Consider the following 12,955-nt stretch of genomic DNA (forward strand, 5'->3'; position numbering starts at 1 on the left):
CCTTAATTTTTTAAACCTACTATTTATGAGAGAATTTTTAACGATTTCTCTTGTGTTTGTTTTGTCTTTTAACAAAATAACTGCGCAAGATTCAATTATTGAGCATCGGATTCAAAAGGGGGAAACTGCTTACTTTATTGCCCAAAAGTACAAGGTTTCGGTAGAAGAAATTTACAAACTCAACCCCGAATCACAAAACGGAATCAAGGACGATCAGCTGATCAAGATTCCTGTCCGTTCTTCTGAAAAACCAAATTCCAGTCAGCAGATTACTCACATTGTTGGCGCAAAAGAAACTCTTTTTGGTTTAGCAAAACACTATAACATTTCGGTGGAAGCTCTTCAGAATGCCAATCAGGCGATTCTTTCCAACGGACTTCAGATTGGTCAGCAACTAATTATTCCGCAAGGTTCCGGAGACCTTTCTCAAAATGAAAGTACAATTTCTTCAAAAGTCAGCCATCAGGTTGTGGCAAAAGAATCCTTGTTTAGTATTGCGAGACAGTACAATGTTTCGGTTTTGGATTTGGAAAACGGGAATAAAAATCTTCTTCAAAATGGATTACAAGTTGGACAGACTATTGCGATTCCGAATAAACGAAAAACTTTAGACGGACGAGTTCGTGTCATCAATCAGGAAACTGTTTTTCATGTGGTCGAGCCTAAAGAAACGAAGTTTTCGATCGCTAAAAAATATGGAATTTCGATTGATCAGCTGGAATCGCAGAATCCTGAAATCGTAAACGGACTGATTGTTGGAAATAAGCTGGCCATTAATACAAAAGGTGTAAAGCCAACAAATGAAAGCGAAGAACTGATGATTGCTCTGGCCGAAAAACAGGTAGTGGTGGAAAAAACAAAAGCCAAAACAGTGGAATTGGAAGATTTGAAAGACCGTTTGGTTGTTCAGAAAGAAATGAATCAGAAAATTATAAAAATTAATGATTTGAAAATCAATCTGAATGATATGAATGGCTCAAAAGAAAATTCAGTTGAAAAATTGCGATTGGTGCTGGAGGCTAATAAAAATGTGCAGGATGTTTTAATGGCGAAACTGGATTCGCTGGTTCGTACTATGAATGATGATCTGGTCGATTTGAAAAGATTAGATATTTTAAATGTTGACGAATCAAAAAGACTGGAAAAACAGTCTTACGAAAGTATTGGGAAAACGAATGAATTATCGTCTCAGTTAAAAAAAGAGTTGGCAGAAAACCGAAAAGTATATGCCGGTTTAATGCATAAAGTCGAAAAAATTGCTGTAGCCGAAAACCAGGAATACAAGAAAAAAATCCGCGAAAGCGAAAAAAATAATAATCCGGTTTCCTTACAGCAACGTCTTTCGCTTGAAGAAATAAAGCAGTACAAAATAGAGCAGGAGCAGGGTGATGCAAAGAACCAGCTCTTGATTGCCAAAATTGACTCACTGGATAATCAGAAGAAGATCGAAGTGAAGAGACATATTAGTAAAGCATCTTACTATAGCATGGAAGCCCGAAATTTTGATGATAAAGTGGCCTTGCTGAAATTGAAAAAGTATCAGGATCAGGCGATTAAAAATCAGAAAAAAAACGGATTCATTGGGGATTCAAAAATGATCTCATCGGAAGAAATGAAACAGGAGTTAAAGGAAAATCCGCTTAAAAGGGACAAAACGATAAAGGTGGAAGTTTTTGATAATCTTCGCGGAGTTTCAAACGGCTATTACTTAGTTTTAGGTATATTTACAGACGCAACGCTAAGGGATAAGCTTATTATGAAACTCATTGATTCCGGCGATTTTAACGCCAGTTTCTTTTTTAATATTAATAGTCTTTCGTACTATGTGTACTCCGATAAGTACCAAAACATGGAAGAAGTACTATATCAATGCAAGAAAAAAGAAGAAGATGAGTTATATAAAGAGGTGAGTATTGCTAAGGTCGAGATTGATCTTAGAGAATAAGCAATGCAGAAAAACAAGTGGCAGGGATTTTGTTTTACAGAGAATTTTGTAACTTGTTTTTGAATTAGGAATTAAATTGTTTTAAGCTTTATTATGAAATATTATTCAACATTATTGTCTCTGATTTTTTTTGCAACCAGTTCCGCATTTTCACAAGAAAAGGTGGTGAAGTACACGGTTTCAAGCGGAGAAACTATTAACCAGATTGCTGTTAAATTTAAGGTTACGCCTTATGATATTTATTCTCTAAATCCGGATGCCAGAAATGGAGTTAAACCCAATACCGTTTTATTAATTCCGACAAGCGGTGCTAAAACAGCAGTTAAAAATGATGTTGCTCCGGTGAAAAGTTCAAATTCAGGAAAAACAATTACGCATGAAGTACAGCCAAAAGAAACTTTGTTTGGCATTGAGAAAAAATATAATGTTACGGATGAAGCTTTAAAAGCTGCTAATCCTTTTTTGGTGAAAGACGGTTTGCAGATTGGACAAACTCTTGAGATTCCGTCAAAAGGAAGTGCGGTGAAAACAACTGTTTCAACTTTAGCGAAACCGAAGTCGGCAGCACCGGAAAAGTATGTTTACCATGATGTGGTGGCAAAAGAAACTAAGTTTTCAATTGCAAAACAATATGGAATGACTGTTGACGAATTAGAAAAACGAAATCCTCCAATTGTTTCCAACTTACCGGTAGGGTATCGTCTGACAATAAAAGGAACTGCTCCTAAAGCAGAAACTTCTGCTCCGCCTGTGACTGCTGTTGTAAAACCGGCTGAAGCAAAAAAAGCAGTGGAAACTTCGAAAAAAGCAACTTCTTATATGGAGTATCAGGTGAAACCAAAAGAAACTTTTTATAGTTTAACGCATACTTTCCATATTACTCAGGAAGAATTAACGGCCTTAAATCCGGCACTTTCTGAAGGCGTAAAAGAGGGAATGGTTTTAAAAGTTCCGGCAGGATATGTGGCACCAACGCCAATTATCGTACACCAACAGCCTGCTGAAAAAGAAGTTGAAAAAACGATTGAAAAGACCATTGAAAAGCCAGTTGAAAATACAGGAGGAATTAAAGTGGTAGATAAAGTGAAATCCGAAACTGTTTCCGCGAATCCGGAAGTGGTGGAACTGACTAAAAAAAGAGGGGAGAACGATCGTAAAAAACTGGTTTTATTATTGCCATTCAATTTAGCGAAAATGCAGGGGGATACGATCAGTGCTGCCAGTCGAATTAAGAGTGATAAATTTTTGAATATGACGCTTGATTTTTATTCGGGAGCTTTGATGGCAATCGATTCGGCAAGAACTTTAAAGCTGCCAATTGATGTTGCCATTTATGATTCTCAGGAAACGAAAAATAGTTCCAATGTTTCAGGTTTAATGACTCAGAATAAATTACAGGATGCCAATGCCGTAGTGGGACCTTTCTATCAAAGTAATGCCGAATCTACGGCCAATACATTGCGTTTGTATAATATTCCTGTGATTTCTCCATTATCAAAAGACAAAGCGAACCCAATTGATAATTTGTATCAAACGATCCCATCAAACGACGTGGTGCGAAATGCCGTTTTTGATTATATGAGAGGGAAGAACGGAAACATCGTTGCGGTGGTAGACAAAAAGAAAGAATCAGTGATCAGTTACATCAAACAAAACCAAAAAGGAGTTGTGTTTGCTAATTTGACTGAAACCGGAGCTCTGGATGTGGCCAATTTAAAAAGTTTGTTATTGCCTAACAGAATGAACTATGTAGTTATGGAATCGGCCAATACAGCAATGGTTAGAACGACTATAAAAGCTTTGACAGATGCTCAAAAAACCTGTCAGATACAGTTGGTAGTTTTAGAGCCAAACAATACGCTGGATTCGGATGAGATTAGCTTTGATAGTTTAATTAAGCTGAAATTGATGTATCCGTCGGTTACCCGTGATAGTGACGAAGCTTCTGTTTTGATTTTCGAAAAAGAGTACCGATTGAAAAATAAAGTAAATCCAAATACCTATGCTACAAGAGGATTTGATGTTACTTTTGATACTATGATGCGTTTGGTTCAGGGAAAAACCTATCAGGAAACAGCCGACTTAATGACAACAGAACAGGTTGATAATAAATTTCAATTTTACAAAAAAGAAGATGGAGGACACGCAAACAAAGGTGTTTACATCTTATATTACGATAATGATCTAACTTTAAAAGTAGCAAATTAATGACATCAAAAGTAACCTATTTAGGCGATTTAAGAACAAAATCAATCCATGTGCAATCCGGAAGTGAAATCATTTCGGATGCCCCGGTAGACAATAACGGAAAAGGAGAAGCTTTTTCTCCCACAGATACGGTTGCCAATGCTTTAGCAAGTTGTATGATGACGATTATGGGGATAAAAGCCCGTGATCTTAATGTAAATTTAGTCGATTCAACTGCCGAAGTAACGAAGATTATGAACGCAGAACCGAGACGTATAGGAGCGATTGAAATCGCTTTTGAAATGAAAGGGGATGCTGATGAGAAAAGCAAAACCATTCTGGAACGCGCTGCAATGACCTGTCCGGTTTTTTTAAGTCTGAACCCTGAAATTGAAAAGAAAATTACTTTTAACTGGAAGTAATCTGAAATTTAAAAGACCATTAATTACATTGCTCCCAAAAAAGTGAAACACTATTTGGGGGCATTTTATGGTGTGAAAAGTAAAATAATCCCCCTTTTTTATTGACTTAAATATAAATACCCGACTTGTTTCGTTGTAAAATTATCTTTAGTAACGGATAGAATATAAAAATAAGTTCCGTCAGGCAGTCTTTCATTTTTTAAGAAAACATTTTGGACATTAGCAAATCCATTAAAAACGTTTTCATTGGAGCCATATTCTCTTGTTCGGAATACTTTAATTCCTCTGTTATCGTATATTTCAAGTTCATTTTCGGTCCCGTCTAACCCCTCAATTCTTAGATAATCATTCAGTCCGTCTTTATTTGGAGAAACGGCATTATACACTACAAAAGAATCTGTTTTTTTTACTTTAGCAGTAGTAAATATAACATTACCGGATACACTAACAGGAGAAGAGATTGTTTTGTCGTCTTTGTTTACTACCCCGCCTTCGTCAAGCCAGCTATTTTTAGCACTATCCCAACGCACAATACGGATCTCAGAAGGCGATTCAATAATACTTGCCGGAGTTACCGCTTCATCCCAGCTTAAAGTGAGGATAAGATCTGAAGTACTTCCCATTTTTTTAACGGTCCAGTATTCCTTATCATTTACAACCAGAATATTGCTTGTTTTATTCTTAAAAGGATACAAAATACCAGCATCTTTCTGAGAGTATTTTCCACTGAAAGCATCAGTATTCATTTTAAGAGCAGAAATCCCAACAGAATGGTATTTTAATTCATCTCCAACCGGAAAGGTAAAGTCATTATTTCCATTTTTCATTACTTCACCATTTACAAAACTTTTGTCACTAACATTTACGCAGCCTGAGCCATTTTCAAAAATAACCAAACCTCCAAAAGAATCATCGTCGATAATTCCTTCTTTGAAGTCGGCCATTCCGGAAATGCTTAAATAGTTAGAAACCTGAAAAGTTGCAGCATTACCACCATTACTATTGTTGTTAAATTCTACATTATTGAGTTCGATAGGGATATTTCCGGATATATTCTGATGCCCTGAGACTCCTCTCAATCGTGTTATACCTTTGGAATTACCAGAACTAAAACTGATCAAACCTTCATTGTTTATATGACTGTATAAAAATAATTCACCATCATTAATTAAAACAGCTTTAGATTTATTATCGAAGGCGTTTACAAAACTTACGGGAGTATTGGATGCCACAAAAAGCTCTCCTGTATTGATTATTTGCGAAGTGGCAAAACATGGAATCAATAAAAGGACCAGTCTGCTTTTTAAATTTAATATTCTCATCTTAAAAAAATTCGATTTTATTTTACTACTGCTCTATTTCTTTTTTTTGAATAAATTTCAAAGCTTATTCACTTGTATCTTTTTTACCCCTGATTTCTGGTCGGGTAGCACTAGCCGATGTCAGGATGTTACCAATTTCGTGCAATTTTTAATAAAGAGATGCCGTTCGAATTCCTAAACCTGTGTTTAAATCAAAATCGGATAAAAACATTATTAAAGGAATAGATTTTCTCTCATTACTAAACAACTATGGTAAAATTACAAGCAATATTACCTCATATTTTTAGCTTATATAAATGATAAGTAACTGATGGAGTATTTAGGGGTATTTTTGGATGCTAAAAGTAATAAGTGGAAAAACTCGTAAGATTTCCACCGGTTCAATTTATTCCCAAACTTAATTCATTCTTTGGGGGTAATTTGTTTTTACACCTATATATAGGTTTTGTATTCCTAAAAAAGGCATTTTGCCCATTTTGGAGTTAATTTATGCCCATTGGTTTAATTATAAACTCTCTCAAACTTTGGAGTACTGTTTAAATCAATCTTTTTGTTCACAACATTTTACATCCATTCTTATTGGTAGTATTCTAACGAAAGCTGTTGTGTTTGTTCTTACCTATCCGGGTACATCTCCGGCACAATCCATCTCCATTTTTTTTGAGCTGACCCACTTATAACACTTCATAATGTTATATGAAGAGTATTAAATCATTTGTAAGCCGATATATTCCAGATATAACAGCAGATATACCATTTGTTTCTTCTTATTAAATTTATGGTTTTCTTAGGATTAATATTGCAAAATAAATGAACGATTTTGTGGAACTGAAACATAAAAAAAAATAGAATGAGCTACAGATTACTATTTATTTCGATTTTACTAATGTTATATGGTGTCTCGTATAGTCAGGTAGGGATAGGGAATTCTAAACCGGATAATTCCGCGATGCTTGATATCGTTTCAACTAACAAAGGGGTTGTTATTCCCAGAATTGCATTATCAGGAAGTAATGACTTAACGACGATTTCAAATGGTAATGTTGAAAGTTTATTGATTTACAACACCGCCACCGTTTCAGATATCACACCCGGATATTATTATTGGTCAAAGAATAAATGGAATAAAATAGCGACCACGGATGACACTCTATCCGTAACAGCAGGTAACGGTCTGACATTTTCTAACGGTAAACTGCAATTGGGAGGTACATTAGAAACACCCACTACCCTAACCACAACAGCGATAAATACATTGGCCATAAACGGATTGGAAGCGGGAGATCTCAAAACCGATGAAATTGTAGTCGTAGATAAAACGAATGGAACCCTGAAAAAAGTCCCAAAAGATTCATTTCTGCAGCAAAAACAGGAGTTGTATATCGCCAAAGAAGGTCAGGAAGAATTTACAACGGTATCTCCGATTAATGATCCGCAAAAAGTAAACGTATATAGAAACGGTATCAGAGTGGATTTTTCCATAGTAAAACCTGGTACTATAAAATTAGAGTCCGGTGCTATTTGTTACCAAAACGATGAAATACGGATCGTATTGGTTTACTAATACAAAAAACTTAAACCTAAATAAGTAAATAAATAAGTAAATAAATAAGTAAATAAATAAGTAAATAATTAAAACAGAAAAATGATGAAAACAAAATCTTTAAAATTTGCACTTTGTGCAACAGTTCTTTTGGGAGTTACCGCAGCAAATGCGCAAGCGACTGCGGACGTCAATAAAGGGGCGAAAGCGGTAAAAGTGGTTGATAATAAAGGTACGATAAAGTACTTTCAATCCAGTAACGGTATTACTCAGATTGTAAATACAACTGCTGATGTCACCACAACCACATGGCAATTAGGAGGGCAACTGACCAATGACACTTATATAGATGCTAGCGGAAAAGTATTTGGTCTTGATGGTCTTGCTTTAGAAACAGGTGCGGCATCTACCAATGCAACAACAGCATCAGTCCATGGCGGAACGGGTACAGGCTGGACTTTGTTAGTAAGAGATGAAGCTACAGGTGCTACCAAAAAAATGAAAGCAGAAAGTTTAGTGAGCGGAATCAGAGTAGAGTACACACAAGTAGCCAATGCTGCTGCGAATGTAGATGTTCCCGTAGTTGGTTTACCAGCTTTGGCAGCCGGAACTACAGATGCTAAATTGTTTGTTTTTAGAAACGGTATTAAATTAAGAACAGGCACCGATTTTGTGGCGGCAGCAGATAAAGTTACCATTACCTATAGTGCGGCTAATTTACCAATGTATGCTGGTGATGTTATTGAAATTCAGTATATTAAATAATTTCTTCTAAAATCCCTTCTTATGTTTCTTAAAATCAATATTATGTTAGTTTTTTTTGCAGCTTGTAATTTGGGTTATGCACAAACGATTAAAGTGCTTGACAATAAAGGAACTTTGAGAAATATCGAACAGGGAATAGGAAATCTTGCTGAACTATATATTGGCAGTCCAGCGACTCCCCAAACGCTTGCAGGCACCTTTTCAGACATTAGTTTTGCTAGTAGCGGTATTGTTGATACTTCAGACTTTTCTGTAGATGGAAGTTCTATTACGATTAGTAAAAGTGGCCGATATGAAATAACCTATAGAATAAGTACAACTACTACTAATAATGAAATATCCGGAGGAGAGTTCTACCTGGAGGTTGGAGGTACAGAAGCACCGGGTACAAGAGCGTATACGTATACCAGAAACAGCCTTGTGGATAAAAATTCAGTTGCAGTGACTAAAATAATAGTAACAACAGCAGCTACCGTGATTAAGATAAAAGGGCGTACGTATGCTTCGACAGCAGCTGTTTTGTCACTAAGTATGACCAATAACGGGTCTTCATTAATTGTAAAAAGAATTAAATAGATTTTAGAAAAAAAATGAAGTTTAAAATTATCTTTTTAGTAGTACTGATCAGTAACATTAGCCGTGCTCAAATCCGTATTACTTCAGCACTAGCCCCCACGATTACCAATGCCGGACTGGGTAATTTATACAGAGCCTCTGACACAAATCGACTGTACATTGGCTTAAGCAATGGTACCCTTTTTTTATTAGGAAGAGAAAATGGAAGTTGGAACTTAAATGGCAATTCAAATCCAGCAGCAACAAGTTTATTAGGAACGACGACTGATACAAAAGTAACTTTGGCATCTAATAATACTTCTATTTTGGAATTAGGAAAGCGTAGTACCTTGGGACTAACTTTGACTAAACCTGATTACAACAATGCAGATCAGTACATGGCTTACCTTAGAGGCAGAGGAGGAGTTTCGGCCTTGGAATTTGAAAAATCAACTTCTGTTTTATATGAATCTAGGTTTTATACGAATTCAGATGGAAATCTTAGGTGGAGGGGGACTAATGGTGTCAATGATTTTTTTGAAATTGGAACTGGAGGTTACAATGATAATGGTTCTTTAGATATCATTACGGGAGATGCTGGTGTTGAGCCTATTGTATTTAAAAAGAACAGTGTTGCCGATGGTACTATTGAGATGATGCGAGTACAAGGTCGTCCGCTACAAAAAGAAAATTATGATCGTAACGTATGGCCAAGAGATGTTAGAGTAGGTATATTTACAGGTGGAGCAGTTGCCAATTCTGTTTTGCAGGTTGGCGGTTCATTTTCTTTACCCATTAGGGCAGTAACGGCCAGTACAACTTTGACAGACACTGATTACACGGTTGTTTTAAAATCCGGAACTTATTCCGGCACAGAGGTCACATTACCTCCAGCAAGTAGCTGTAGAGGAAGGATTTATGTTATTAGGAATATTTCAGGTGCAGACAGAAACATATCTGCCTACATAAGCCGGACTGGAGTCAGTAGAACTACTTTAGCAAATAATAGAATCTATAGTTTTCAAAGTGATGCTACAGATTGGCAACTTACAAGTGATGATTATTAGGTTTTATGGAATTTCTCTTTTATAGACCTCAAAGCATTGCAATAATCCTCTGGATGTAAGGAACAAAAAAATGATGTAGTACCTGGAAGTATAGATTTTAGTTGTAGAAAGAAAAAAAAGAAATATTTCTTTCTCATAGAAAAAGGATAGGTGTATTTAAATGAAGTGAAAGGTGTTTTTTATGGATACGGAACCTATGTTACGGTGTGTTAAATGAATTTACCCAGCGGATTTACGGTAAATAAAATAACAACAACAGTGGCGTAGCACTGTCATTAAAGCGAGTACATAAGCTTTTACAGCTTCTGTCTTATCGCGAACCACGATCAATAGTAGATCTTTGTTAATCGCGAAAAGAATTAAACAAATTTAAGAAAAGAATGAAGATTAAGTTTATATTTTTAGTAGTACTGCTGATCAGTAACATGAGTCGGTCTCAAATTACTACCACTTCGGCATTAGCTCCAACGTTTCTCGATGCCGGGCTAGGGGATTTATATTTAACCTCCGATACGAATCAATTGTATATCGGCTTGAGCGATGGTAGCCTTTCTTTAATAGGAAGTGGAAGTTGGCTCTTAAATGGTAATTCAAATGCGACGGCAAGAAGTTTGTTAGGAACTACTAATGATATAAAAGTAGCCCTAAAATCTAATAACAATTCTCTTCTTGAATTAGGAAGGAGCAGTACATTGGGACTAAATTATAATAGCGGCAGTACAAATCAATATATGGCTTACCTTAGAAGAGTCGGAGGAGTTTCACCCTCACTACAATTTGAAGTTCCCGCAGGTACTGAGTATAAACCTATATTTTTTATGAATACTGATGGAAATTTTAGGTTGAAAGCAGGTGCCGGCACTGGTTTTTTTGAAATTGGGGCTTTAGGCGCAGGGGGCGCTTCAGATGGTTCAGATGGTTCTTTAGAATTTATTATCGGAGACAAAGGTAATGAGCCAATTATATTTAAAAAGAATAGTGTTACTGATGGTACATCTGAGATGATGCGAATACAAGGTCAGGGAAGTGGCTCAACAAGTACTGTGAGAGTAGGTATATTTACAGGTGGAGTAGTTGCCAATTCTGTTCTGCAGGTTGGTGGTTCATTTTCTTTACCCATAAGGGCAGTAACGGCTAGTACAACTTTAACCGACACTGACTACACGGTTGTTTTAAAATCCGGAACTTATTCAGGTACCGGGGTTACGTTACCTACGGTGAGTACCTGTAAAGGAAGAATTTATGTTATTAAGAATTTTTCGGGTGCTGACATCACCATATCCGCATATATAAGCAGAACCGGAGTCAGTAGCACTACTTTAGCGAATAATACTATCTATAGTTTTCAAAGTGATAATGTTGATTGGCAGCAAATTAAGTGATAATTATTAGGTTTTATAGAATTTATCTCTTTATTATAGATTTTAGAGCATTACGTTTAACGCGTTGGGAGATAATTGACCAAAAAATAATGTAACAGATAGCAACATAGATTTTAGTTGTAAAAAAAGAGAACTAAAAAAAAGAACTATTTCTTTCTCATAGAAGGGTAGGTGTATCAAATGAAATACCTTTTTTAGGGATACAAAACCTACGTTTCTATGTGTTAAATAAATTTACCCAATAAATTTACAATAATTAAATAACAATAACAGCCGACGCATCACTGTCATGTCATTAAAGGGGCATATATAGGGGCTTTAGCTTCTATTTTATGGGGAACCACGGTCAATAATGAACCTTTTTTAATCGCAAAAAATAAATAAATAAATTTAAAGCAAGAATGAAGATTAAGTTTATATTTTTAGCAGTACTCATAAGTAATATTACTTTTTGCCAGATTAGTATCAATTCGGCATTAGTTCCAACGATTACCAATGCGGGGCAAGGTGATTTGTACCAAACCGCCGATACCAATCAATTGTATATTGGCTTAAGTGATGGTACCCTTTTTTTAATAGGAATGGGAAGGGAGAGTGAAAGTGAAAGAAATTGGAACTTAAATGGTAATTCAAATGCAGTGGCAACAAATTTTTTGGGAACAACCACTGACACAAAAGTAACTCTGGCATCTAATAATACTCCTATTTTGGAATTGGGAAAGCGTGGTACATTAGGACTAACTTTGACTAAACCAGATTACAATAATGCAGATCAATATATGGCTTATCTTAAAGGCACCGGAGGAGTTTCGGCCTTGCAATTTGAAGTTCCCGCAGGTACTGATTATAAACCTATATTTTTTACGAACACTGATGGAAATTTTAGGATGAAAGGATGTGCTGCTGGCAGTGATTTTTTTGAAATAGGATCTGCAGGTACCAATACTGGTTCTTTAGAATTTATTATCGGAGACAATGGTAATGAGCCAATTGTATTTCAAAATTACTTTTATTATTATGGCAATTTCTGTGAGATGATGCGTATACAAGGACAGGGAACAGGTACAACCAGTACCGTTAGAGTTGGAGTGTCTACAAATGGAGTTGCCAATTCTGTTTTGCAGGTTGGCGGGTCATTTTCTTTACCCATAAGGGCAGTAACGGCTAGTACAACTTTAGCCGACAATGATTACACGGTTGTTTTAAAATCCGGAACGTATTCAGGTACAGCAGTAACATTGCCTGCAGCGAGTATTTGTAAGGGAAGGACTTATGTCATTAAGAATATTTCGGGTACGGATATTACCATATCTGCCTATTTGGATAAAAATGGGACCAGTAGTACTGCTTTAGCGGGTAATAGAATCATTAATCTTCAAAGTGATGGTACAGATTGGTTATTAATAGGTGATGGTTTTTAGATTTGAAGAGCGTTTTTTTTGTGGTTTAACTTTTGACGGAATTTCTCTTTAGATAGATCTCAAAGTAATTTTTAAGTTGAAACAGTGAAATCGAAAAGAAAATTATTTTTAACCGAAAGTAGTTTGAAATAAGCAATTCTAAAGCAGGATAATAGCTTTACATTAATAATTTACATTCACCAGTCAGGTTTTGCTGACTGTTTTTTTTACGTGTAAAGCTTGGTGTTTTATCCATAAACTTAAATGAGGTCTTTTTTTAGGTGTATGTATAATGATTGATCCGTTTTTTTAATCTAGCCTAATTCTTGAATTTATAAATGGACAGCCCAATTTTTTACGAGGTTTT

10 protein-coding genes are annotated in these 12,955 nt (G+C 35.8%); 9 read left to right on the forward strand and 1 reads right to left on the reverse strand.

The genetic code is table 11. The annotated features are described in order from the left end of the window. Positions 1-25 precede the first annotated feature (25 nt). The 3 genes from LNQ34_RS15700 to LNQ34_RS15710 all read left to right on the forward strand — a co-directional run bounded on the left by LNQ34_RS15700 (position 26) and on the right by LNQ34_RS15710 (position 4,554). Entirely contained in the window at positions 26-1,945 is a 1,920-nt protein-coding gene (locus LNQ34_RS15700) for a LysM peptidoglycan-binding domain-containing protein (RefSeq protein ID WP_230000401.1), read from the forward strand. Positions 1,946-2,038: 93 nt separating this feature from the next. After that, a complete protein-coding gene (locus LNQ34_RS15705) occupies positions 2,039-4,153 on the forward strand; it encodes a PBP1 and LysM peptidoglycan-binding domain-containing protein (RefSeq protein WP_230000402.1) in 2,115 nt (704 codons plus the stop codon). Next, complete coding sequence (locus LNQ34_RS15710) at positions 4,153-4,554, forward strand: OsmC family protein (RefSeq protein ID WP_017497321.1); 402 nt, start codon at positions 4,153-4,155, stop codon at positions 4,552-4,554. Before LNQ34_RS15705 ends, LNQ34_RS15710 begins: the two co-directional genes overlap by 1 nt. A gap of 98 nt (positions 4,555-4,652) precedes the next feature. On the opposite strand, the gene LNQ34_RS15715 is transcribed toward LNQ34_RS15710, so the two are convergent. Continuing rightward, complete coding sequence (locus tag LNQ34_RS15715; RefSeq protein ID WP_230000403.1) at positions 4,653-5,876, reverse strand: T9SS type B sorting domain-containing protein; 1,224 nt, start codon at positions 5,874-5,876, stop codon at positions 4,653-4,655. A gap of 850 nt (positions 5,877-6,726) precedes the next feature. Between LNQ34_RS15715 and LNQ34_RS15720 the strand changes: the two genes are divergently transcribed. The 6 genes from LNQ34_RS15720 (at position 6,727) to LNQ34_RS15745 (ending at position 12,609) form a co-directional block, all read left to right on the forward strand. Then, positions 6,727-7,440: a hypothetical protein gene (locus LNQ34_RS15720; RefSeq protein ID WP_230000404.1), complete on the forward strand. Its 714-nt coding sequence runs from the start codon at positions 6,727-6,729 to the stop codon at positions 7,438-7,440. 81 nt (positions 7,441-7,521) lie between these two features. Then, the gene (locus tag LNQ34_RS15725; RefSeq protein WP_230000405.1) at positions 7,522-8,184 is read left to right on the forward strand and encodes a hypothetical protein; all 663 of its coding nucleotides are present in this window, start codon (positions 7,522-7,524) and stop codon (positions 8,182-8,184) included. 42 nt (positions 8,185-8,226) lie between these two features. Further along, the gene (locus tag LNQ34_RS15730; RefSeq protein ID WP_202701892.1) at positions 8,227-8,760 is read left to right on the forward strand and encodes a hypothetical protein; all 534 of its coding nucleotides are present in this window, start codon (positions 8,227-8,229) and stop codon (positions 8,758-8,760) included. A gap of 14 nt (positions 8,761-8,774) precedes the next feature. Continuing rightward, positions 8,775-9,806, forward strand: a complete 1,032-nt coding sequence (locus LNQ34_RS15735; protein WP_230000406.1) for a hypothetical protein — start codon at positions 8,775-8,777, stop codon at positions 9,804-9,806. A 380-nt stretch (positions 9,807-10,186) separates the two neighbouring features. Then, positions 10,187-11,188 carry a hypothetical protein gene (locus LNQ34_RS15740; protein ID WP_230000407.1) on the forward strand — a complete coding sequence of 334 codons (1,002 nt, stop codon included), beginning with the start codon at positions 10,187-10,189 and terminating at the stop codon, positions 11,186-11,188. Between the two features lie 401 nt (positions 11,189-11,589). Further along, complete coding sequence (locus LNQ34_RS15745; protein WP_230000408.1) at positions 11,590-12,609, forward strand: hypothetical protein; 1,020 nt, start codon at positions 11,590-11,592, stop codon at positions 12,607-12,609. Positions 12,610-12,955 lie beyond the last annotated feature (346 nt).

The organism is Flavobacterium lipolyticum (assembly GCF_020905335.1).
GTDB lineage: Bacteria > Bacteroidota > Bacteroidia > Flavobacteriales > Flavobacteriaceae > Flavobacterium > Flavobacterium lipolyticum.

Coding starts and splice junctions, on each gene's coding strand:
- LNQ34_RS15705 (WP_230000402.1), top strand. CDS start 2,039: ATGAAATATTATTCAACATTATTGTCTCTGATTTTTTTTGCAACCAGT.
- LNQ34_RS15735 (WP_230000406.1), top strand. CDS start 8,775: ATGAAGTTTAAAATTATCTTTTTAGTAGTACTGATCAGTAACATTAGC.
- LNQ34_RS15725 (WP_230000405.1), top strand. CDS start 7,522: ATGATGAAAACAAAATCTTTAAAATTTGCACTTTGTGCAACAGTTCTT.
- LNQ34_RS15715 (WP_230000403.1), bottom strand. CDS start 5,876: ATGAGAATATTAAATTTAAAAAGCAGACTGGTCCTTTTATTGATTCCA.
- LNQ34_RS15700 (WP_230000401.1), top strand. CDS start 26: ATGAGAGAATTTTTAACGATTTCTCTTGTGTTTGTTTTGTCTTTTAAC.
- LNQ34_RS15710 (WP_017497321.1), top strand. CDS start 4,153: ATGACATCAAAAGTAACCTATTTAGGCGATTTAAGAACAAAATCAATC.
- LNQ34_RS15730 (WP_202701892.1), top strand. CDS start 8,227: ATGTTAGTTTTTTTTGCAGCTTGTAATTTGGGTTATGCACAAACGATT.
- LNQ34_RS15740 (WP_230000407.1), top strand. CDS start 10,187: ATGAAGATTAAGTTTATATTTTTAGTAGTACTGCTGATCAGTAACATG.
- LNQ34_RS15720 (WP_230000404.1), top strand. CDS start 6,727: ATGAGCTACAGATTACTATTTATTTCGATTTTACTAATGTTATATGGT.
- LNQ34_RS15745 (WP_230000408.1), top strand. CDS start 11,590: ATGAAGATTAAGTTTATATTTTTAGCAGTACTCATAAGTAATATTACT.